This window comes from Pseudoalteromonas sp. KS88, from assembly GCF_004766475.1.
GTDB lineage: Bacteria > Pseudomonadota > Gammaproteobacteria > Enterobacterales > Alteromonadaceae > Pseudoalteromonas.
In genome coordinates, this window is the sequence record NZ_PYHV01000014.1 from 88,595 (window position 1) to 112,386 (window position 23,792).

A 23,792-nucleotide genomic window follows, 5' to 3' on the forward strand; every position below is an offset into this window, starting at 1 on the left:
TAATAAGATTTTCGCTGTTATTTATTCTACAGCAGTTTTTAAATCGCACAACCAAGAAGTATAGACATCTAAACGGTTGAGAGTATAGAATGCTGAAACTGCTTAGTTTATGAGATTCTTTTTATGGCCGACTATTTTGCTTTTAATGCACAACACGCTGTTGATTATATTAAACACCTTATTAAAAATGATGGTCTGAAATTTTTTCAAAAAGAGGCAGATCTCACAGCCTATGAGTTTGGTGATGGTAATTTAAATCTCGTATTTAGAGTGAGCGATGAAAACAATAACAGTATTATCTTAAAACAGGCGCTACCTTATGCTCGCTGTGTTGGAGAGTCATGGCCACTTACATTAGACCGCGCCCGTATTGAGGCTGAAGTACTCATAAACCACGGTGCTATTTGCTCAGAACATACTGCACAAGTAGTGCATTACAACCCTAAATTAGCCCTTACAGTGCTTGAAGATTTAGGTCACCTACAAATTTTGCGTGGCGCGCAAATTAACGCTGAGCAGTTTCCTTTACTTGCTGAGCATGTTGCACATTACCTAAGTCATACTAGTTTTTATAATTCAGATTTTTATCTGGCCGCACAAGATAAAAAAGCGAAAGTCAGTCAGTTTAGTAACCCAGAGTTGTGCCAAATCACCGAAGATTTATTTTTTAGTGACCCCTATGTTATGCATGAGCGTAATAATTTCCCTGCAGAACTTAGCGATCATGTTGCCAGCATTCGCAATAACTCAGCACTTAAATTAGCCGCTGCAAAGTTAAAAGCCAAGTTTTTAGCATGCCCACAGACACTGTTACATGGTGACATGCACAGCGGCAGCATTTTTGTTGATCAACAAACAACAAAGATAATCGACCCTGAGTTTGGTTTTTTTGGCCCCGTCGGCTTTGATATCGGCTCGTTTATGGGTAACATCTTATTAAATTATTGTGCGCAGAATGCGCGTATCGCTGAACTGGCTAAGCGCCGTCAATATCAAACTCACTTACTTACTTGCCTACAAGATTGTTACACTCTATTTGAGCAAAAATGGATTAATCTCATTGCTCAGTATAGTCATGATACAAGTTTGGCTAACCCTGAATTTGCACGCTATTACCTACAACAAGTACTACAAGATGCTGTCGGATACTGTGGCGCAGAGCTTATTCGCCGCACAATAGGCTTGGCCCATGTTGCAGACATTGATGGAATTAAAGACGAGAAAGCACGCTTAGCAGTGCAGCAGCAAACTCTCATTCTTGGTGAACAACTAATGGTAAATGCTCAAAGTTGTAACGATAAAGATGACTTCTTTGCTTTGTTAATCAGTTTATTAAATTAAAATTGTAGGGTCAGTAGCATTGCACTACTAACCCTGCAACATGCGTTATGCGTCAGATTTAGCCAGTTCAGATTGAATGTATAAGCGAACTTGCTCTTCTAATACAGAAAGTGGTACCGAACCATGGCGCAAAATTTGATTGTGAAACTCACGAATATCAAAGTTTTGACCTAACGCCTGCTCAGCTTCTTTACGCAAGCGTTTAATCGTCAGCTCACCAATTTTGTATGACAGTGCTTGGGCTGGCCATGAAATATAACGGTCAGTCTCTGTTTTAACATTGTGTAATGAGAGCGCGGTGTTTTCACTCATAAAGTTCATTGCACGCTCACGACTCCAGCCATACATGTGCATGCCCGTATCAACCACTAAACGTGCGGCACGCCACATTTCATAGGTTAGGCGACCAAAATTACTGTATGGGTCTTGATAAAAACCTGCTTCAAGGCCCAAGTATTCTGAATACAACCCCCAGCCTTCACCAAATGCTGATAAATATGCATCACGACGGTAACTTGGTAAATATTCTAACTCAGCGTTTAAAGCAATTTGTAAGTGATGACCTGGCACGGCTTCATGCAATGTTAGTGCTTCTAATACATACAAAGGACGCTTATCAAGTGCGTAAGTATTTACCCAATAGTAGCCAGCCTGATCATCTCGGCGTGACCCTGAATAGCGACCCGTTGTGTACTTAGGTGCAATACTCGCAGGCACCGGGGCAACGCCATATGGCAAACGTGGTAAGGTATGAAATAATTTTGGTAATTGCGCATCCATTTTTTTTGCAATGAAAGATGCTTCCTTCAACAGCTCTTCTGGCGTAGTTGCATAAAACTGAGGATCTGTACGTAAAAAGTGCACAAATTCAGCAAATGTACCTTCAAAACCCACTTGCTTAATAACTTCATCCATCTCAGCACGAATACGCGCAACTTCTTTTAAGCCCAGTTCATGAATTTCTTTTGGCGTCATATCAGTCGTGGTGTAGTACTTTGCACGGTTAGCATAAAACGCTTCGCCATTAGGTGTAGACGAAATACCAATGTCATTGCGTGCACCCGGTTGATACTCTTTATCAAAGAAAGCCAGGTAATCTTTATAGGCACCAATCACTTGCTCTTTGATTACTTTTTTAGCTTGCTGCTGCAGCGCGCTAAACTCATCATTAGGTAGCCCTGCGGTGTTAGTTAAAAATGGCTTATAAAACTCTGATTGCGTTACGTCATCCACAATATAGGCCATGATTGAGTCTTGATAACCCAGTAATACCGCTTTAGGCTGAGTTAGCCCAACCTCTAAGCCTTTACGCATCCAACCAATATTTTGCGCAAAAAAGCGAGGAACTTGCTGCAAACGTTCTAAATATAGTTCGAAGTCTGCCAGAGTCTTAAAATCAGATTGCGACACTATAAATGATAGGCTCGAATGAAAACCATATTCCGAGGTAAGCGGCATATAATGGCTATTAAATACGTATTCATCCACACTATTTTGTACTTGTGCACGTATGATAGTTAAGTTTATACGGTTTTCTTCACTTAGCTTGTTTACATCAATCGCATCTAACTGTGCCAAAAGTGCAGTATTTTTTTGATATTTAGCCTCTAAAAATTCAGCACTTAAATTATTTAGTAAGTAACCATCAACCCCCTCGGGACTACTAAATGGACTAATACTCTGGCGATAATCAACGATTGACTGCGCCACAGTAGTAAACTGCTGATCGCTATCTACCGTGGTAGTTTGGCAGGCGCTAAGCGAGCAGATAAATGCAATGCTCAATAATGAGTGGCGCAATACGCCGCTTGGTTTTTTATTAGTATTCATTTTCATATTAAAGTTCTGCAATCATTACGTGGTGTTTAAATTACCTTAAGCCAGGAGTTTTACCAAAATAAATGCGACCAAAGTCGACGCTCAAATATTAACCACGCTATGTCTAGTACTTAATCAGTAGTTAATTATTGATGATAAAACAGGCGATAGTGCAAAAAAAATCGATGTATCTGTGCCAAAAATCACATTTTTACTTTTAAAAAGGCGCGATACAGATTAATGTAGTGAGAATGTCGTATGCTAGGAAAGCACTGATGCCTTATGGAGCGAGGAAGTTAATTTAGCTATTTTGCGTATTTAGTTGGTATAAATAAATGATGTTCCATGACTCCATGGCTATTGCTCAAGAAAAAATGACAAAAGTATGTATCTTTTTAGAGCATCACGCATTACCACCGTCACCGCTAAATTATAACGTTGTCTATACCTACATCAGCCAAGCTAATACAGAATTAAATGCAACCATTGATCGTGCTTTAGCCCTTGGTCAAACAATTGATTGTGTTTACATTGAACAGTTGTACTTTGATTATATGGATAAAGCTCACCAAGCAGAGACATCCATGGTGCGAAATGTTGATGGAATAATAAGCTCGTTATCACGCAGCGCAAACTCAACAGAAAAAGATATTATGCGCTTTGCCAATCAGGTTAGTGATTGTGTTCACTCCTTAGATGAAAAAAACATTCAGCAAAGCCGCAGTGCATTAAATACACTAAGCAAACAGACAGCTCACTTACTTACTCAGCACCAACAGTTTAAACAAGAACTTATTAAAGCTAAAAGACTTCAAGAAAAGACTCAGCAGCAACTTGTGCAACTGCGTACAAAACATATTACCGACCAGCAAACTGGCTTATACAAGCGTCACTACCTTAATCAACAAACTCAATTATGGTTAGATCAGCAAAAATCGGTGTGTGCTATTGCAATTCAAATAGATAATTTAGACCACTTTATTGATAATTATGGTGACGTGATAGGCGAAGTCATTTTAAACAAAGTGGCCAAGCAAATTCAAAAGTATGTATTTGAAAGTGGCTTACCAGGACGTACAGGAAAAGCTGAATTTACCGTTTTGTTAGCTGACATAGACCCTGAAACTGCTAACGTCATCGCAGAAAAGGTCCGTAACGGCGTTGAAAAACTGCGATTTGTAAGCTCTAAAAGCGGAATTAAATTACCCACAATAGACCTTTCTTTAGGCATCGCAGAACACAGTGACGAAAAAGACTTTAATAAACTTGCCCGTAAAGCATCTAATGCAGCTCATAAGGCGCGTTCGTTGGGGCAAAGCAGCTTTATCGCAGGTCAATGATCTGCACCTTGATCCACAAGCATTTTTTCCATAATCAAATTGCACCTCAGGGTCACTATCAAGTACACTAGTCTCTATAATCAAGAAAGAGATTTATCATGAACGAGAATCAACAAAAGACGACGCATTTTGGCTATCAAACAGTAGCTGAAACCGACAAAGCCTCGATGGTTGCCGACGTATTTCACTCTGTTGCAGCTAAATACGATGTGATGAATGACTTAATGTCTTTTGGTATTCACCGTTTATGGAAGCGACAAACTATCGCTAGTTCAGGTGTTCGTAAAGGCCACCACGTGCTTGATTTAGCAGGTGGGACTGGCGACTTAACCGCTAAGTTTAGTCAACTAGTAGGTGAAACAGGCCAAGTAGTACTTGGTGACATAAACTCTTCTATGCTCAAAGTTGGCCGTGAAAAGCTGCATAACTTAGGCCTCGTAGGTAATATCGATTACGTGCAAATGAACGCTGAAGCATTACCGTTCCCAGATAACAGCTTCGATTTGATCACCATCGCATTTGGCCTTCGTAATGTTACCGATAAAGATAAAGCATTGCGCTCAATGTACCGCATTTTAAAACCAGGTGGCCGTTTACTGGTGTTAGAATTTTCAAAGCCAGAGCATGAAGCGCTCAGTAAAGCCTATGACTTTTATTCATTTAACCTACTGCCAACAATGGGCAAATTAGTCGCAAATGATAGTGAGTCATATAAATATTTGGCTGAGTCTATTCGTATGCATCCTGACCAAGACACGCTAAAAGCAATGATGAATGATGCCGGCTTTGAACAAACCACTTATCAGAATTTAACTGGCGGCATTGTTGCTCTACATCGTGGTTTTAAATATTAAAATATGAATCGGCCAAAACCGAATTAAGGTGTTGTTATGTTTACTAACTTTTTAGTTGCAATAGTAGAACGTATTTTAAATACCAGCTTAAAACTAGACAGCACCTTAATAGATAAGCTTGCGCCGATTGCGCATAAGCAGTTGCTAATTGAAATACGCGATTGGCAACAACGATTTTTATTGGTTTTTTCAGGCCAACAACTGCATCTATACAGCACCGTTGAAAACCAATATGACTGCATGATTAGTGGTGACATTGACACACTAATGACATTGCAAAACCCCGCAATGCTGACTCAACTCATTCGCCAAGATAAGTTGGATCTGCAAGGCGATTTAAATATTGCACAAGGCTTTAGTAATGCCTTTGCAGCGATGGACGTAGATTGGCCGGAGCATTTTTCACGCTATTTAGGCGACGCCCCTGCCCAGCAATTATGGCTATCATTAAAAAGCGCGCAGCAAAAAGGTCAAGCTGCTGATGAAAAGCTCGCCACAACACTCAGTCAGTTATGTCAAGACGAGCTAAAAGTAACCATTCATCCTATTGAGCTTGAACAGTTCAAACAGCATACGCGCCAGTTAAAAGGGAGTGTTGCTCAACTAGAACAACGCATTAACCGATTACTTCAAAACCACTCAATTCAGTAAGGATTCTTTGTGTCTGCAGCTCGGCTTTATTACATTACCAAAACCCTGCTTAATTATGGTTTAGATGAGTTAATCCCACCCCAAAAAATTCCTTGGTATGGCAAAATAGGACGCGCTTGTTTGTTTTGGCTAAAAAACAAACACAAAGAAAAACCTGCGGGATTGCGCCTGCGTTTAGCGTTACAGCAGCTCGGCCCTGTTTGGATTAAATTTGGCCAAATGCTCTCAACGCGACGTGATTTACTGCCGCATGATATCGCCTTAGAGCTAGCCTTGTTGCAAGATAAAGTGTTACCTTTTGAAGGCGAACTCGCACAACAACTTATCGAAAGTGCACTGGAAATAGACGATATCAGTGAGTGCTTTAGCGATTTTGAGCAAACCCCTCTTGCCTCCGCATCTATCGCACAAGTACATACTGCTACGCTAATTGATGAAAATAACCAACCACAAGACGTCGTTATAAAGGTTATTCGCCCAGATATCAAAGTACAAATTGATGCCGATCTAGCCTTAATGGAAAAGTTTGCTAAGGTGGTAGCAAAGCTGGTAAATGAAGCAAAGCGTCTACGCCCTGTAGAGGTGGTCAAAGAGTATAAAAAAACATTACTTGATGAACTCGATTTAATGCGTGAAGGCGCCAACGCAATTCAGCTTAGACGCAATTTTGAAGACTCTGAGTCACTTTATATCCCTTACGTTTATAGCGACTATAGCCGGGCAAATATTTTAGTTATGGAACGCATATACGGTATTGCAGTCTCCGACACTGAATCGTTATTAGCTCAAAACACTAACATGAAGCTGCTTGCTGAACGCGGGGTTGAGGTGTTTTTCACACAAGTGTTCCGCGACAGCTTTTTTCACGCGGATATGCACCCAGGTAATATATTTGTCTCTTATGATACGCCTGAAAACCCTAAGTTTATTGGTATAGATTGCGGTATTGTTGGCACACTAAATAAAGAAGATAAACGTTATTTAGCAGAAAACTTTATTGCCTTTTTTAACCGTGACTACCGCCAAGTTGCACAACTACATGTTGATTCTGGTTGGGTACCTAAAGATACGAGTGTTGAAGAATTTGAGTTTGCTATTCGCACTGTCTGTGAGCCTATATTTAATAAACCCCTTGCTGAAATTTCATTTGGTCACGTTTTAGTCAATCTGTTTAACACCGCTCGTCGCTTTAATATGCAGGTTCAACCCCAATTAGTTCTACTACAAAAAACCTTACTGTATGTTGAAGGCTTGGGGCGCCAACTTTATCCACAATTAGATTTGTGGAAAACAGCGAAACCCTTTTTAGAAGATTGGGTTAAGCAGCAAGTGGGCCCGCTTTCAGTACTTAAGCAAATGTATGCAAATCTTCCCTTTTGGGCAGAAAAAATGCCTGAGCTGCCAGATTTGATTTATCACAATTTAAAGCAACAGCATAAAGCATCTTCTCCGCCAGCAGCACCAGTGTCACACAAGCCACTTATTATGAGTGTATTTGCAGGAGCTGTAATGGTGGTATCGGGTTTGTGTTATTTGCAAAACGATTTAATTGCGAGCAGTATTGCAGCAAGCTGCTCATTAATTGGTTTTGTTTTAGCGTGGCGAAGCGCATAAATTAAGTGCTATTTACATATTGCTGAGTATAATCAGCGTTAACACGACAATAAATTTTGGAGTAAGTCATGGGTTTTGGTGGTATCAGTATTTGGCAATTGTTAATTGTTTTAGCAATTATAGTATTACTTTTCGGCACTAAAAAGTTGCGTGGTATTGGTGGTGATTTAGGAAACGCTGTTAAAGGCTTCAAAAAAGCAGTCTCTGAAGAAGAACAAACAAAAACGACTGATAATATAGAGCAAGCTAATCATTCTGTGCAAAACAAAGACACGGCTGAAAAAAGCAAAGAAGACCATAAGGCTTAAACTAAATGGGCATGTGGGAACTTGTTATAGTTTTAATCGTTGGCCTTGTAGTTCTTGGGCCAGAGCGGCTTCCAGTCGCTATTAGAACGGTAAGTCGATGGATTAAAACTATAAAATCTTTGGCCAACTCGGTCAAAGCAGAAGTAAATGAAGAACTTCGTGTACATGAATTACACCAAAACTTAAAAAAAGCAGAGCAGCAAAGCATGCAAGACTTAAGTCCTGCGTTAAAAGATTCAGTTGATGAGTTACAAAAAGCTGCTGACTCTGTTACCCACAGTTATAAAAAAACATCTTCTGAGCAAACAGATAAAGTGAATATTGATGAACAAAAATGAAATCTTTTTTGCGATCTGTGGTCAATTAATAGGTAACAAGTAACAATGGCCGAACAAACTCAATCTGGCTTTGTGGGTCATTTAATAGAATTACGTAATAGATTAATGAAAGCTATGTTGGCTATCTTATTATTTTTTATTGCGTTTGTTTACTTTGCGAATGATATTTATAGCTTTGTTGCTGCTCCTTTGGTTGCGCACTTACCCAGTACCGCAACCATGATAGCAACCGATGTAACAGCACCGTTTTTTGCGCCATTTAAACTTACACTTTTTGTAGCTTTATTTGCCGCGATTCCGTTTATTTTACATCAAATTTGGGGATTTATAGCTCCAGGTTTGTACAAAAGTGAAAAACGTATGTTAATGCCGATTTTGGCATCGAGCATTATCTTGTTTTATAGCGGCATCGCTTTTTGTTACTTCGTAGTACTGCCTATTATACTTGGTTTTTTTACCAGTGTTGGGCCACAGATGATGACGCTTGCACCTGACATTAGTAGTTACTTAAGTTTTGCCTTAAAGCTATTTTTTGCCTTTGGAGTCGCGTTTGAAATACCTGTAGCAATTATGTTGTTATGTTGGAGTGGTGCAACAACGACGCAAAGCTTAAAAGAAAAACGACCTTATATTGTGGTGGGTGTATTTGTGGTGGCAATGTTTTTAACGCCACCTGATGTACTATCGCAAACATTATTAGCATTTCCTATGCTACTGTTATTTGAATTGGGGTTAATTTTAGCCGCTTTTTATAGCGCTAAACCTCAGCAAGATGAGTCAGAGGAATAAATGAAAAAACAACTCGTACCACTAATTGCATTATTAAGCATATCAACTGCATACGCGAATGAAGTGAATGTTCAAGCACTGCAAGCATGTACATTTGTTGAAAATGATTTTAACCGCCTATTGTGTTACGACAACACGATGGCCGGTAAATCATTAAGCAGACCCAATAACGAAAAAAAACAAGTATCTGCAACCAAGCCTGCGGCCACAGCAGCAAGCGCAGTGGCTGCGAACAATCAAATTGCCAAAACAAAAAATGACGACTTTGGCCTAGAGCACAAAGAAGCCGTAAAGGTTAATGATGATGAAATTACAGCAAGCGTAACAAGTGTTAAAGAAGCCCCTTATGGTGAGCTAATCATAACATTAGATAACGCCCAGCAATGGCGTCAAATTGGTTCTGATCGTTTACGTATTGATGCTGGCGACACAGTTGTTATTGTTCGCGGTATGTTCAATTCATTCTTACTGAAAAAAGAAGGGCAAAATCGCTCAATTCGCGTGAAGCGAACAAATTAATGAGTGAGCGGTTGATAGATGCGGGTGTAAACCTTACGAACCATCAATTTGATAGTCACCATGAGGCCATCATTGCCCGCGCAACCGCACAAAACATTTCGCAAATGCTATTGATTGGGTGTGATATAGATAGCAGCCAGCAAGGTTTACGCTTAGCAAAAAAATATAGTTTACTTGCCACCGCAGGTGTCCACCCTCATGATGCTAAAGCCGCCGATACTCAGCTTGAACAGCAGATTAGCTTGTTAGCTGATCACCCTGAAGTTGTAGCCATTGGCGAATGTGGCTTAGATTATAACCGTGACTTTTCACCCAGAGACATCCAGCGTAGTGTTTTTTCTCGTCAGTTAAAGCTTGCCGAGCAGCTCGACATGCCCGTTTACTTACATGAGCGAGACGCCAGCGAGGACATGCTATCGATTCTTAAAGAGCACAAAGTACGCGGCGTATTGCACTGTTTTACGGGTAATGGGCATGCGTTAGAGCAGTATTTATCACTGGGCTTGTATATTGGTATAACAGGCTGGGTATGCGATGAGCGCCGTGGTGAAGCATTGCAGCAGCTTATCCCCAGTATCCCATTAGAACGGCTACTAATTGAAACAGATGCGCCATTTTTAATTCCGCGCACAATAACACCAAAACCTAAATCACGTAGAAATGAACCCAGCTACCTCCCGTATGTATGTCAAACGATTGCAAACCTAAAGGGGTTAGAATTTGCAACCGTCGCAAAGCAAACTACACTTAATTTTCAACAGTTATTCAGCCATAAGGCCTAATAATGACGTTTGCTTGGAGGGTGCTTTATTGTTTACTTTTGTTTAGTTCGCTCTACTCGTTTGCATCTAACATCACTCTTGATAAAGATATTAAAAAGCTACAAGACATCCCATTTGAATACATTGGCGAACCACTTACGCTAAAACAAGCTCAGATCGCCACGCGGTGGCAGCCAATAAATAATAAAATTTTAAACCTAGGTATGTCTGAAAAAGTCGCTTGGCTGCGCGTTAATTTAACAAATCAAGAGCCCCTTGAGTTGCCAATTATATTGTCTATCGATAACCCATTGTTAGATAAAGTATCTGTTTACCAATACCATAATAATGACATTGTATTGTTTAAAGAAATTGGTGATGCATTGCCCCTGCAAAACAGACAAATAAAAAATGAGTCTTTGCTGGTAAAGCTTATTTTGCCTGCAAAAAGTACTTCAGCATTACTGTTGCGAATTGAAAATGAAGCGGGTTTACGAGCACCTTTGAGCCTATGGCAAAGTGATGAATATTTAAAATACAAAAGTAAGTTCAACCTTTTATATGGTTTGCTTGCGGGTTTTATTTTATCGCTAGCGCTAACTTGTTTTGTATTATTTGCCTTTTCAAGAAAGCATTATTTTGCGTTAAGCGGTGCTATATTACTTACGCTATGGTTCTTACTTATTTATCTATATGGTTTTGGTTACCGTTACTTTCACCCTTCACTACCGAGCCTTCAGCAAGTTGCTATACCTAGCTTACTTCTGCTTGCTTGCTATTTATTTAAACCGCTGCTTGAAAAGCTTAAAAGCGAGTTAAAAACGCCAATAGACATACCCTATACTTGGTGCAACAACCTGTTATTTATAAGTATTTTTGTTATGTGGCTGCTCCCTACAAGCATTATCATCATTTATAGCTTAGTAGCGAGTATGCTAATAATGCTGATGAATATCGCCGTAATCATTATGAACATTAGGTACACACGCAGCCAACCATTGAGTGGCCTGTTAGTCGGTGCCATAATATATTGCGCATTTTTGGTGTACATAAACATTGTTGTATTTAGCGTTTTCGATTTTGACTCTCGCAATCTCCCCTTTATGTTTGGTAGTTTTTTAATATGCGCATTAAGCTTAAGCTTTGCCACAATAAAACATTTTTTAATTGAGCGAGATGCGCAAGTAGCCGCACAGCACGCCAAAATTGCACAAAGCGAAGCACAAGATCAGCTGCTACAAGAGCGCCTCGATTTACAAGAGCAAGCTCGCCTCGACCTAGAAGCAAATATAGAAGAACGTACGTTTGAGCTACAAGTGACGTTACGCGAGCTCGAAGAAAAGAACCGCGCGCTAGAACAGCTCAATATGGAAGACCCTCTCACACAAATTAAAAACCGCCGTTACTTTAACAAAAAATTAGTCATGGACCTGCGTCGCTCACGCCGAGAACAAACACCTTTAAGCATCATTATGTTGGATATTGACCATTTTAAGTCGATCAACGATAACTATGGCCACTTAATAGGTGATCAAACTATTCGCGCTGTTGCTGATTTAATAAAAAGCCAATTAAAACGCCCGCTTGACGAAGTAGCTCGTTATGGCGGTGAAGAGTTCGTTGTACTTTTACCAAATACACCTCTGCCTGGTGCGCTTGAAATAGCTAATAATATACGCACAGCCATTATGGACTCAACGATCACCGTGGCTAATAGTCAAATTACATTTACAATAAGCGCCGGTGTTTATAGCGCAATTGCCGAAGATATTAACAACCCAGCATTTTTTACTGACTGCGCTGATAAGGCACTTTATCATGCTAAACAATCCGGCAGAAACCGTGTAGTTAGTTTTCCAATAGTAGACTAGGAGCAAATAATGGCCCAATCAGGTCTTGATCTTTTCCCTTACACGCGGATGCGCAGAATGCGCCGCAATGATTTTTCTCGTCGTTTGATGGCTGAAAACCAACTCAGCGTGAATGATCTCATTTTCCCAGTATTTGTACTTGAAGGCAAAAATCGCCGCGAAGCAATTGAGTCAATGCCCGGTATTGAACGCTTATCAATCGATCTATTACTAGAAGAAGCGAAAGAGCTTGTTGAGCTTGGTGTGCCTGCAATCGCTATTTTCCCTGTGACTCCTGCTGATAAAAAGTCTCTTTTAGCGGAAGAGGCCTACAGTGATGATGGTCTAGCCCAACGGACTGTTCGTGCTTTGAAGGAATCATTTCCAGAGCTGGGTGTAATTACCGACGTTGCACTTGACCCTTTTACCGTTCATGGCCAAGACGGGATCATTGATGATGAAGGCTACGTGATTAATGATGTCACCACCGAAATATTAGTTAAACAAGCGTTATCCCATGCAGAAGCTGGCGCAGACATTGTTGCACCATCAGATATGATGGATGGCCGCATAGGCGCTATTCGTGAAGCTCTCGAAGCAGATGGTTTTATTCACACTCGAATTATGGCCTATTCAGCTAAATACGCATCTAGCTACTATGGTCCATTTAGAGATGCAGTTGGCTCTGCAGGCAACTTAAAAGGGGCTGATAAAAAAACTTATCAAATGGATCCTGCAAATTCCGATGAAGCAATTCGTGAAGTTGCGCTGGACTTACAAGAGGGTGCAGACATGGTTATGGTTAAACCTGGAATGCCTTACCTCGATATCGTTCGCCGAGTCAAAGATGAGTTTGGCGTTCCTACATTTGCTTACCAGGTTAGTGGTGAATATGCGATGCATAAAGCCGCAATTAATAATGGCTGGCTAAATGAGGAAGCCACGATAATGGAATCGCTATTGGCGTTTAAACGTGCTGGTGCCGACGGTATTCTCACTTACTTTGCTAAACAAGCAGCACAGCTTCTCAAGAAATAAATGCATGCCTACTGATGTTTGATAAAAAGGGCTAGATCGCCCTTTTTATTTCCATTTTGTTAACAATTATTATTTTATTTGTCATAAATTTTCCTTACACTGTTTGTCCCATTTGGGACACAATACACGGGAAAAAATAATAATGTTAAAAACAACTCTTACGCCACTGGCGCTTGTCGTTGCAAGCCTTAGTGCGCCAGCCTCAGCTAATCTAATTATCTCTGAATATGTTGAAGGTGGTTCCAACAATAAAGCCGTTGAACTTTATAATAACTCAGGCGCGGAGTTATCGTTGGATGGGTACAATATTAGCCTTTACTCAAACGGTAACGGTGACTTAACAAGCCCAAATAACACCCTTGACCTATCAGGAACCTTACCTGCCAATGGTACTTATGTCATTGTAAATGCAGGATCTGTCGACGAATTGAAAGCAAAAGCAGACACTGAAGCGACTGTTACTTACTTTAACGGCGACGATGCACTCGTGCTAACTAAAGACGGTGTTATTGTAGACAGCTTTGGTCAACTAGGCGTAGACCCAGGTAAAGAATGGTCAGCTGGAGGCGTAACCACGAAAGACAAGTCATTACGTCGTAAACTCGATATCACAGCGGGTCGCGTTGATGCGACATCTGCTTTTGACCCAAGTGAACAATGGGATCAGTTTGATAAAGATGACTTTTCGGGCATTGGTTTTCATGGTGAAAGCACAGAGCCTACACCTGATCCTGATCCAGTTACTCCACTAGAGTGCGGCGCAGCTAAAACACTCATTAATGAAATACAAGGTGAAGGGGGTGACAGCCCACTTTTAAACCAAGAAGTAGAATTCGAAGGTGTTGTTACTGCTGATTTGCAGGGTGAGCAGCAATTAAATGGCTTCTTTGTTTCATCTCTTGAAGCTGATGTTGATACTAACGCACTCACATCTGAAGGTGTATTTGTGTACTTCTCAGATAGTGATGTGGCTGTGGGTGACCATGTTCGCGTTAAAGGCAGTGTTGCTGAGTATTATAATGCAACTCAAATTGGCGATGTAAGCCAAGTAGAGATCTGTGCTTCTGGGTTGACTACAGGGGCTACAAAAATATCTTTACCAGTGGCAAATATTGCCGACTTAGAAGCCTTTGAGGGTATGCTGGTGACTTTAGAGCAAACTTTAGTTGTCACTAATAACTATGGTTTAGGTCGCTATGGTGAAGTAGATTTAGCTACTGAGCGCTTATACCAAGGTACACAAATCGCTCTTCCTGGTGAAGCTGCTAACGCTGTTGAAGCTGAAAACCAGAAAAAGCAAATCCTACTCGATGATGGATCAACTAAACAAAACCTTGATCCTATTTCTTACCCTGGTGTTGGCTTAGACGCATACAATACCTTACGTTTAGGTGATTCAGTAAACACAATCACAGGTGTGTTAGGCTATAGCTTCAACCGCTACCGTATTCACCCAACTGTTCAACCTGAATTTACTGCTACAAACCCACGTACAGAGGCTCCAGCACTTCACAGTGATGCTAACTTACGTATCGCAAGCTTCAACGTACTTAACTACTTTAATGGTGATGGTCAAGGTGGTGGATTCCCAACTAGCCGTGGCGCGGACTCTGAGCAAGAACTAATTCGTCAAGAAGCTAAACTAGTCAGTGCAATCACAGCGCTCGACGCTGATGTGATTGGTTTAATGGAAATCGAAAATGATGGCTTCGGTGAGCTAAGCGCTGTAGCAAGTTTAGTGTCTGCACTAAATGACGCAGACAGCACTAATGAATACGCCTTTGTTGATTTCAATATGAATCAAATTGGTACTGATGCCATTACTACAGCACTCATTTATCGTTCAAATATGATCAAAGAAGTAGGTACTGCTGCAACAACTTCAGAGTACCCTTTTGATTACAGCAACCGTGCGCCTATCGCACAAAGCTTTGAAGCACTTAGTTCAGGTGAAGTATTTACTGTGGCTGTTGCACATTTAAAATCTAAAGGTGGCTGTGGAAGTGCCGAAGGTAACAATGAAGACCAAGGTGATGGCCAAGCATGTTGGAACGAAATTCGTGTTGCTGGTGCAAATTCATTTGCTGACTGGTTAGACAGTAAACCTACAGGTGTTGAAGATGAAGATATTATCCTAGTAGGTGATATGAATGCTTACGCGATGGAAGATCCTATCCGCGCGCTCGCCGATAAAGGTTATAAAAACGTTGTCGCTGAAATTGATGGCGATACTCTAGGTTATTCATACAGTTTTTCAGGCCGCCTAGGTAGCCTAGATCACGCTGTAGCAACGCAGAGCTTGCTTGATAAAGTAGTCGCTGCAACCGATTGGCACATTAATGCTGACGAGCCTATCAGCTTAGATTACAACGTTGAGTATAAGTCAGATACGCAAGTAGCGAGTCTTTATTCACAAAGTGCTTATCGCGCCTCTGACCATGATCCTGTCATCATTGATATCAAATCAATGGCAGAGCCTGAGCCAACACCAGAACCTCAAGCACCTGTATTAACGCCAGAACAAAGCTTTAATATTATCGAAAGTGCAACTATAGGTACCGTTATTGGGCAGCTTGAATTTACAGATGCAGATAGTGATTACACGCCTGTGGTTGAGTTTATTGTATCAGGACATTCAGCCATCACTGTTAATGAACAAGGCCAATTAATTGTTGCTGCTGGGCTTGATTACGAATTTGAGCGTAAGATCACTTTAATGGTTCAAGCTAAAGATAGTGCTGGCAACCTCTCTGCTGCACAACTAGTTTTCATCAATATTAATAATGATGAAGCTGATGACGAGGATGAGTCAGGCTCATTAGGGTGGTTAAGCTTATTAGCATTGCCATTTTTAGCTCGCCGACGCGTTAAAAAGTAATTAGCTAATACTATAAATGCCACTTTATTTCTTAAAGTGGCATTTACTTAACCAGAACTCTGGTGAACAGTTTACTTAGTTCATCTATTATTTAAAGAACTTGCACAAATGGTAATTAGACATTACCCGTATTTCCTATGCATTTCCCTTCATACAAGTTACATATTGCTTGTTTTTGTTCTTCTGATACTTGCCAATTTATAAAACGATATGATTTGTTTGAATGTGTCATAACATTAAAAGCCGTTATAACCCCAAAACGTTTAAAGCTTAGGTTTTTAATTTCATCCGCATTGATGTACTGCTTTCCAGCTCCGCGAGAATAGTTGATTCCTGCCTTATAGCAATGTAAAAACCTTAATTGCATAATGTTGAAAAAGCTGATTATCAAAAATAGAGGTAAAATGATGATACTTAAAGACTTAAATTCCAGAGGTGTGGCCACACTAAAGAGATAGCCGATAAGCAAAGCCAAGCTAATTTTAATTAGTTGTAACGTCCAATTAGGTGAGATTTTTACTACGTTCATTGCGGTCCTTTTTCGCCACCCTTTTATTAAAAAGGTGTCCTTGCTTGTACTGATTTTAGAAAAACAAGGCGTAATTTTACCTACAACAAAAATCTAAACAAGAGTAATTACCCTACTTTTTAACTAGAACAAAAGCATTTAAAGTAACTATTTAATATACATAGAATTAATAATAAAAAAATATCCATATTATTTTTGTATGTGCAGTAATCGCTGACACTTAGGATTAAAGCAACAAACAATAGATAACAACAAAGTTTGTACCTTTTTTTAAACCAAACTACTTATGACTTAAACCGATGGTGACTAACGGCTTATTTAAATAGCCGTTTTATAAAAACAAAAAACCCGCAACAAGTGCGGGTTTTTTAAAGAGTGAAAGTGCTAATTACTTAGCAGCGTTTTTCTCTTTTTCTGCAGCGATTACTGTGTCAGCTACGTTTTGTGGACATGCAGCGTAGTGTGAGAACTCCATAGAGAACTGACCACGACCAGATGTCATTGTACGTAGTGAACCGATGTAACCGAACATTTCTGATAACGGTACGTCAGCTTTAATACGAACGCCAGTTAAACCAGCTTCTTGATTGCTTAACATACCACGACGACGGTTAAGGTCACCGATTACATCACCAACGTGATCTTCTGGTGTGAACACGTCAACTTTCATGATTGGCTCAAGAAGTTGTGCACCCGCTTTAGGGATAGACTGACGGAAAGCGCCTTTAGCAGCGATTTCGAAAGCAATTGCAGATGAATCCACGGCGTGGAAGCCACCGTCGAAAAGCTCAACTTCAACGTCAAGTACTGGGAAGCCAGCTAGAACACCTTCACCCATCATTGATTTGAAGCCTTTCTCAACTGCAGGCCAGAATTCTTTAGGTACGTTACCACCAACAACTGATGAAGTGAACGCGAAACCTGAACCCACTTCGCCAGGCTTGATACGGTAATCGATTTTACCGAATTGACCAGAACCACCAGATTGTTTCTTATGCGTGTAGCTATCTTCGATTTCACGAGTGATAGTTTCACGGTAAGCAACCTGTGGTTGACCAACGATAAGGTCTACACCGTAAGTACGCTTAAGGATATCTACTTTGATATCTAAGTGAAGCTCACCCATACCTTTAAGGATAGTTTCACCTGAATCTTCATCAGTTTCAACTTGGAAAGATGGATCTTCTGCAACCATTTTACCGATAGCAACACCCATTTTCTCATTACCGCCTTTATCTTTAGGCTGTACAGCAATCGAGATTACTGGAGTTGGGAATACCATTGGCTCAAGTGTTACTGGGTGCTTAGGATCACAAAGAGTGTGACCAGTTTGCACGTTCTTCATACCAACGATAGCGATGATATCGCCCGCTTGCGCTGAAGTAAGCTCTTTACGCTCATCTGCTTGCATCTCAACCATACGGCCAACACGCTCAGTTTTACCAGTAAATGCATTAAGGATAGTGTCACCCTTGTTAAGCACACCAGAGTAGATACGTACGAATGTTAATGCACCGAAACGGTCATCCATGATCTTAAATGCTAACGCTTTGAAAGGTTCGTCTGCAGATACAATTGCATGCTCGCCGTTTTCGTTACCTTCTTCATCCATAAGAGGTTGAGGATCAACTTCTGTAGGTGCAGGTAAGTAATCAACAACAGCATCAAGTACTAGTTGCATACCTTTGTTTTTGAATGCAGAACCACAGAACGTTGGGAAGAAAGCAAGGTCACGAGTACCTTTACGGATACAACGCTTGATATCTTCAACTGAAGGCATTTCACCTTCCATGTATGCTTCCATTAGATCATCGTCTTGCTCAACAGCAGTTTCGATAAGCATTTCATGGTATTCTTCAACTTTGTCTACCATGTCTGCAGGAACATCTTCGATTTTGTAGTTCTCTGGAAGACCAGTGTCATCCCATACGTATGCTTGTTTGTTTAAAACGTCAACAACACCAACGAAATCATCTTCAATACCGATTGGTAAAGTCATGATAAGTGGAGTAGCACCAAGTACTTTTTGTACTTGCGCTGTTACACGGTAAAAATCAGCACCCATACGGTCTAATTTGTTTACGAAAATAATACGTGCAACACCTGATTCGTTCGCGTAGCGCCAGTTAGTTTCTGATTGTGGCTCAACACCACCAGAACCACAGAATACACCAACACCGCCATCCAATACTTTAAGTGAACGGTAAACTTCAACTGTGAAGTCAACGTGTCCAGGAGTATCGATAACGTTAAAACGGTGATCTTTCCAGAAACAGCTTACTGCCGCAGACTGGATAGTAATACCGCGCTCAGCTTCTTGATCCATGAAATCTGTAGTAGATTCACCATCATGAACCTCACCTGTTTTATGGATAGTACCTGTAAGCTTCAGGATACGCTCAGTAGTCGTGGTTTTACCCGCATCAACGTGCGCGAAAATACCAATGTTTCTGTACTTCGATAAATCTGCCATTATTTTACTCTTAATAAAGTCGAAAAATTATTCGGCGGGAGTATAACATCACTTAAAGCGAACATCACCATAGAAGTCGCTTAAAATGCAATCAATTCTAGAAAATATTTCTTTCTTGTTAGTTTGAACAATATATCTTCGCTAAAGCCCTTGTTTTTCGCTCACTTCTATATCGTTTAAAAAACATTGCCGCCCTTTGATATAAGTTGCTTGAATTGTAAAATCTCTATCTAAAATGGCAAAGTTAGCTTGTTTACCGCTTTCAAGCGAACCTACTTTATCCGCCATACCTAGAAACCTAGCAGGTACAATACTGGCCATATTGAGTGCCTCTCGTAAGTCTATACAACCCAATTCATGCATATTCTTAACTGCATTTTCCAGAGTTAAAGTGCTTCCTGCCAGTGATCCTGATGCCGTTTTTGCTATTCCCTCACTAACAAAAACATCCATTTTCCCTAATTTATATTGCCCATCAATTAACCCGCCCGCATTAATGCAATCACTTATCAGCGCGATTTTTTGTGGGCCTTTTAGCTTATAAATTAACTTTAAAATAGTTGGATGAAGATGCACACCATCAGCAATAACCTCTACCATAGCCTTATTATTCATCAAGACCGCGCCAGCACAACCAGGGTCGCGATGATGAATGCCGCGCATGCCATTAAAAACATGCACTCCACCGCACGCACCATGCTCAAGAGCTTGCTGTGTTTGCTCAAAATTAGCATCACAATGACCAAGCATTACCCGAATGCCTTGCGCTGTCAGGTATTTAATTAATGTATTTGCTTTTGGCTTTTCTGGGGCTAATGCAACCACTTTTAAACTACCGTTGGCGGCACTAATCATTGCCTTTAAATGATCCTGCGATAACTCTAAAAAGTAGTCTTGGTTATGCGCCCCTTTATGCTTTTCACTAAAAAACAAACCTTCGCTATAGCCACCTAGCACCTGCGCACCGCTAGGTTGCTTTGTATATGCTTGGCCAATTACAGCCATCGCCTCAAGAGTTTGTTGCCAGTCAGTCGTCACAGTTGTTGCTAAAAAACCCGTAACTCCATGCTGTGCAAGTGAGCATGAGATAGTCTCGATACTACTCATTTTACAATCAATCACATCACAGCCTTCGCGACCATGAATGTGTAAATCTATTAAGCCAGGAATAATTGCAGCATCACCATAATCATGAATTGGCACACCCGCTTTAGGGTTTTCTGTAAAGCCACTAATACAGCCATCAACAACTAACATTAGATGATTTTTGAGTACCGTCTCTTGGCAATAAATAGCATGCGCCTTAACGTAAAATACCGACTCTGTCATGATAACGCTCCACCTTGCGCCTTCGCTAAAATAGCAGCACCGCGGGCACCACTGGCATCGCCAAACTCAGCCAACACAATCTTTGGTACACGGATATCAGCAAAAACATACGGTACTATTGCCGCTTCTAAATTACCCATAAGCTCGTCAACCAGTGACATACCACCACCAACAACGATGACCTCAGGATCATAAGCCATGACAATTGCCGCAAAGGTACTGCCTAATAGATCTAAGTAGCATGCAAAGCTCTGTTGACAAAGTACATCGCCTTTTCGCAACCCTTCCACAATTTCATAAGTGCTGAGCTTTTCACCTGAAAAGTGATGATAGATTCGTGCCAGCCCTGGGCCAGCAATATAACTTTCAATACACCCGGTCAAACCACAGCCACATTTTAGAATCGGTAATTGGTATTTTTGTTGTAACACGGCAGAAAGCGGATAATGCCCATATTCGCCTGCAATACCTTGCGCACTTTTGTACAGCTCACCATCGATGCATAACCCACCACCAGTACCAGTGCCAATGATCGCACCAAATACACGAGTGTTTTGCAAACCAACAGGACTTTGTGCTTCAGAAAGGGCGAAACAACGACAATCGTTTTCGATAGCAACGGGTCGATTTATCAACGTTGCTAAATCGCGTGCTGCATTTTTACCTGTTGCATGAGGCACGTTCGCGGATAAAACCTCCTGCTTCGCATTTATAATCCCTGGCATACCAATACCTACCGCGCCTTGGCATTGATATTTATTATCGGCACTTGAAATCATATCGACTAACGCGTTTAAAAAGTCTTGATAACTGCTTTGCGGTGTAGCAATGCGCCATGATTCAAGTTGATTTAAGGAAGCGTCAAACACGGCAAGTTCGATTTTACTACCGCCAATATCAATGCCATAAATATACTGCTTAGTCATTAGCATTACCTTGCGGGAATGGGTAAATATTTACCCCTTGAACCACCCTATTTACCTCACCGGTTGGGCATGGATTATCTACCGTAATACCTAATTGCCACGCTTTGTAAAAGGAAATTATTTGTGCACACACCATATAATACAGGCCATTAAATACATCATCTAATGGCTCATCAGAAGCCTCACTTGGCAAGGCTAACGCATGAACTGCAAGTGCTTGGTTATCGCCTTTCAATTCATTCAATAGGTCAATATCATATTGTTTTGTATAGTTATTGCTGGAACCAAATAATACAATTAACGTTTTGTCATCAACCAATGATTTTGGCCCATGGCGAAAACCAAGTGGAGATTCAAAATACCCCATCACCTGTCCTGCACTTAATTCCAGTAGTTTTAAAGCTGATTCTTGCGCATAGCCTTTTAACGACCCAGCTCCTAAATAAACTAAACGGTGCATAGGCAATTCAGCTAATGCTTTTAATTGAGTAAGTTGTTGTGGAATATTCTTTTCAACACAATCAGCCATCACCGACACAGCGTTATCCACATCGCTGAACACCGCGAGACTTGCAATCAACATTGAAGTAAAACTGCTGGTCATCGCAAAGCTTTGATCGAGCGTTTGCAATGGCATCAATAGCGAAAAACAGTTCCCATGCTCTTTTGCTTGCTGGTTCAGTGCGCCATCTGGATTACAGGTTATAAAGAGGTGGGCAGATTCCTGCACATAATTATTCACTACATCTACAGCAGCGACACTTTCCGGGCTATTACCCGAACGCGCAAAAGACACAAGTAAAGTCGGTGTACTTTTTTGTAAATACTGCTCCGGGCAAGCCACTAATTCCGTGCTACTAACACTTACACATGACGTTGATAACTTTTGGTTTAAATAACCAACAACCGCCTCTCCAACATAGGCAGATGTACCAGCACCGGTAAAAATGATTTGCGCATTAGGCTTATCCAGCACATGGTCAAGCCAACTATCAAGCTGCTTACGCGCAAGCTCAACAATAGTCAGTGTTTCTCGCCAACAACTGCTTTGCTGCATAATTTCTTTTGCTGTCCATGCACTATTTCTAGATTCTAGAAGGGTTTTATCAATTGCTAAATAACTCGACATTGCTACCTCACTTACGTCTATTATTGTTTAAAGCACGCGTCTGCGTAGCGACTGGTTACTTGCATTATGTGATGAATAACCAAGGCTTTAGGGTTGTTTTCAAGTGTTTTATTTCGCACAGCAAGATACTGTAATGGCATGTATTGGCTTAGTAATGGCAATGGGATTGGCTGATTTTGTAAATTGCAAAGCAGCTTTTCAACCGCATTTTGATTGCCTTGTTTACCCCAGTAATAACGAATGCGATCACTAAAGCTAAAGCGACGGTATAGCTGCTGCAATGATTGTTCAACTTGATAAAAGCGCTGCCAGTTTTTTGGATGCTGCTGCATATCAGCATCAACTACGGTACGCAAATGCGAACACTGTTCGGTATCTATTAGTGCATCTTCAATATGGCTTAATGCGAATAATGCTTCACGTAACGCAAATGTAAGCTCAGGCCCTACTTTTAAAATCGCAAAATGGTCATTCACTAACTGCTGATATGCGATCGGTGTTTGGTAATCAGTTGAATGTGCTTCAAAAGCAATACCATCTACAGATTTTATGTAATGTTTAAGTTGTTGAGCTGCACTGCTGACATAATCAAATACTTGCGTATTATCAAATTCAACGCCCGGTTGCACAACTAGACCAACAACACGTTGCCATGCCGACGATAAATTAAGTTGTAAAAAAGCTTCATGATGTAATGCTAAAGTGCTTGCAACGTGCTTTGTATCTGTAACGGCTAGCGTATCTATATGTTCATCAGCCCCACCAGGTGGTGGCACCTCAGTACCTATAACATACACCAAGTCACTATGACCAAATACTTTCAGTTCTGTTTTCTCAGCTACTTCACATAACTGCGCCGCTCGTATTGCCACGGTTTCATCCGCTAAAATCTCGTCATCATCAGCACAGCGCATACTGGTATCTAAGTGAATTTTCTTAAACCCTGCCGCTACATAACTAGCAATTAATTGCTCCGCCTTGTGCATTGCTGCTTCAGCACTCTCATCGCACCAACACACCGGACCTAGATGGTCACCACCGAGGATCAGTTTATCAACCGCAAAGCCCTGCTCTTCTGCAAGCCTTTCAACAAACGTCATAAAATCAGCAGGTAACATGCCAGTATAACCGCCAAATTGATTAACCTGATTAGCCGTCGCTTCTATTAATAAGTAACTATTGTCTTGCTTGGCTTGCAATATGGCGGCTTCAAGCACCAATGGATGCGCCGAACATACGGCATAAATGCCTTGCCTTTCACCCCGTTTATTCGCTGCGATTAATTGCTGTAATATCGTCATTGCAAG

Annotated in this window: 20 protein-coding genes; 13 read left to right on the forward strand and 7 right to left on the reverse strand. The window is 40.9% G+C overall.

From position 1 onward, the window contains the following. Positions 1 to 123: 123 nt before the first annotated feature. Positions 124 to 1,341 (forward strand): S-methyl-5-thioribose kinase, encoded by a 1,218-nt coding sequence (gene mtnK / locus C7Y70_RS09020; protein WP_135474518.1) that lies wholly within the window; start codon positions 124 to 126, stop codon positions 1,339 to 1,341. Between the two features lie 45 nt (positions 1,342 to 1,386). Here mtnK and C7Y70_RS09025 read toward each other — a convergent pair whose 3' ends face one another. Continuing rightward, positions 1,387 to 3,177 (reverse strand): DUF885 domain-containing protein, encoded by a 1,791-nt coding sequence (locus C7Y70_RS09025; RefSeq protein ID WP_135474520.1) that lies wholly within the window; start codon positions 3,175 to 3,177, stop codon positions 1,387 to 1,389. Positions 3,178 to 3,512: 335 nt separating this feature from the next. Here C7Y70_RS09025 and C7Y70_RS09030 point away from each other — a divergent pair, with 335 nt between their 5' ends. The 12 genes from C7Y70_RS09030 (at position 3,513) to C7Y70_RS09085 (ending at position 16,099) form a co-directional block, all read left to right on the forward strand. After that, the gene (locus C7Y70_RS09030) at positions 3,513 to 4,499 is read left to right on the forward strand and encodes a GGDEF domain-containing protein (protein ID WP_135474694.1); all 987 of its coding nucleotides are present in this window, start codon (positions 3,513 to 3,515) and stop codon (positions 4,497 to 4,499) included. Between the two features lie 98 nt (positions 4,500 to 4,597). Then, a complete protein-coding gene (ubiE, locus tag C7Y70_RS09035) occupies positions 4,598 to 5,353 on the forward strand; it encodes a bifunctional demethylmenaquinone methyltransferase/2-methoxy-6-polyprenyl-1,4-benzoquinol methylase UbiE (RefSeq protein ID WP_099295194.1) in 756 nt (251 codons plus the stop codon). Positions 5,354 to 5,389: 36 nt separating this feature from the next. Continuing rightward, positions 5,390 to 6,004, forward strand: coding sequence for an SCP2 sterol-binding domain-containing protein (locus tag C7Y70_RS09040; protein ID WP_135474522.1), 615 nt, complete (start codon positions 5,390 to 5,392; stop codon positions 6,002 to 6,004). Between the two features lie 9 nt (positions 6,005 to 6,013). Beyond that, the gene (gene ubiB / locus C7Y70_RS09045) at positions 6,014 to 7,618 is read left to right on the forward strand and encodes a ubiquinone biosynthesis regulatory protein kinase UbiB (protein ID WP_135474524.1); all 1,605 of its coding nucleotides are present in this window, start codon (positions 6,014 to 6,016) and stop codon (positions 7,616 to 7,618) included. Between the two features lie 68 nt (positions 7,619 to 7,686). Further along, positions 7,687 to 7,926, forward strand: coding sequence for a Sec-independent protein translocase subunit TatA (gene tatA / locus C7Y70_RS09050; protein ID WP_099295191.1), 240 nt, complete (start codon positions 7,687 to 7,689; stop codon positions 7,924 to 7,926). Positions 7,927 to 7,931: 5 nt separating this feature from the next. After that, the gene (gene tatB, locus C7Y70_RS09055) at positions 7,932 to 8,264 is read left to right on the forward strand and encodes a Sec-independent protein translocase protein TatB (protein WP_099295190.1); all 333 of its coding nucleotides are present in this window, start codon (positions 7,932 to 7,934) and stop codon (positions 8,262 to 8,264) included. A 45-nt stretch (positions 8,265 to 8,309) separates the two neighbouring features. Then, the gene (gene tatC / locus C7Y70_RS09060) at positions 8,310 to 9,053 is read left to right on the forward strand and encodes a twin-arginine translocase subunit TatC (protein WP_099295189.1); all 744 of its coding nucleotides are present in this window, start codon (positions 8,310 to 8,312) and stop codon (positions 9,051 to 9,053) included. Next, positions 9,054 to 9,572, forward strand: coding sequence for a hypothetical protein (locus C7Y70_RS09065; RefSeq protein ID WP_135474526.1), 519 nt, complete (start codon positions 9,054 to 9,056; stop codon positions 9,570 to 9,572). After that, complete coding sequence (locus tag C7Y70_RS09070; RefSeq protein ID WP_135474528.1) at positions 9,572 to 10,354, forward strand: TatD family hydrolase; 783 nt, start codon at positions 9,572 to 9,574, stop codon at positions 10,352 to 10,354. The genes C7Y70_RS09065 and C7Y70_RS09070 overlap by 1 nt, the downstream gene beginning before the upstream one ends. A 2-nt stretch (positions 10,355 to 10,356) precedes the next feature. Continuing rightward, the gene (locus C7Y70_RS09075) at positions 10,357 to 12,204 is read left to right on the forward strand and encodes a diguanylate cyclase (RefSeq protein WP_099295186.1); all 1,848 of its coding nucleotides are present in this window, start codon (positions 10,357 to 10,359) and stop codon (positions 12,202 to 12,204) included. Between the two features lie 9 nt (positions 12,205 to 12,213). Next, positions 12,214 to 13,221, forward strand: a complete 1,008-nt coding sequence (gene hemB / locus C7Y70_RS09080) for a porphobilinogen synthase (protein ID WP_135474530.1) — start codon at positions 12,214 to 12,216, stop codon at positions 13,219 to 13,221. A gap of 142 nt (positions 13,222 to 13,363) precedes the next feature. After that, positions 13,364 to 16,099, forward strand: a complete 2,736-nt coding sequence (locus C7Y70_RS09085) for an ExeM/NucH family extracellular endonuclease (RefSeq protein ID WP_135474532.1) — start codon at positions 13,364 to 13,366, stop codon at positions 16,097 to 16,099. Between the two features lie 115 nt (positions 16,100 to 16,214). Here the strand turns inward: C7Y70_RS09085 and C7Y70_RS09090 are convergent, their stop codons facing one another. The 6 genes from C7Y70_RS09090 to C7Y70_RS09115 form a co-directional block, all read right to left on the reverse strand. Further along, complete coding sequence (locus C7Y70_RS09090) at positions 16,215 to 16,628, reverse strand: hypothetical protein (protein WP_135474534.1); 414 nt, start codon at positions 16,626 to 16,628, stop codon at positions 16,215 to 16,217. Between the two features lie 388 nt (positions 16,629 to 17,016). After that, positions 17,017 to 19,101 carry an elongation factor G gene (gene fusA, locus C7Y70_RS09095; protein ID WP_135474536.1) on the reverse strand — a complete coding sequence of 695 codons (2,085 nt, stop codon included), beginning with the start codon at positions 19,099 to 19,101 and terminating at the stop codon, positions 17,017 to 17,019. A gap of 141 nt (positions 19,102 to 19,242) precedes the next feature. Beyond that, positions 19,243 to 20,430 carry an N-acetylglucosamine-6-phosphate deacetylase gene (nagA, locus tag C7Y70_RS09100; RefSeq protein ID WP_135474538.1) on the reverse strand — a complete coding sequence of 396 codons (1,188 nt, stop codon included), beginning with the start codon at positions 20,428 to 20,430 and terminating at the stop codon, positions 19,243 to 19,245. Further along, positions 20,427 to 21,356: an ROK family protein gene (locus C7Y70_RS09105; protein WP_135474540.1), complete on the reverse strand. Its 930-nt coding sequence runs from the start codon at positions 21,354 to 21,356 to the stop codon at positions 20,427 to 20,429. The genes nagA and C7Y70_RS09105 overlap by 4 nt, the downstream gene beginning before the upstream one ends. Continuing rightward, positions 21,349 to 22,485 (reverse strand): SIS domain-containing protein, encoded by a 1,137-nt coding sequence (locus C7Y70_RS09110; RefSeq protein ID WP_135474542.1) that lies wholly within the window; start codon positions 22,483 to 22,485, stop codon positions 21,349 to 21,351. The genes C7Y70_RS09105 and C7Y70_RS09110 overlap by 8 nt, the downstream gene beginning before the upstream one ends. Before the next feature lie 20 nt (positions 22,486 to 22,505). Beyond that, a complete protein-coding gene (locus C7Y70_RS09115; protein ID WP_135474544.1) occupies positions 22,506 to 23,786 on the reverse strand; it encodes a D-tagatose-bisphosphate aldolase, class II, non-catalytic subunit in 1,281 nt (426 codons plus the stop codon). Positions 23,787 to 23,792 lie beyond the last annotated feature (6 nt).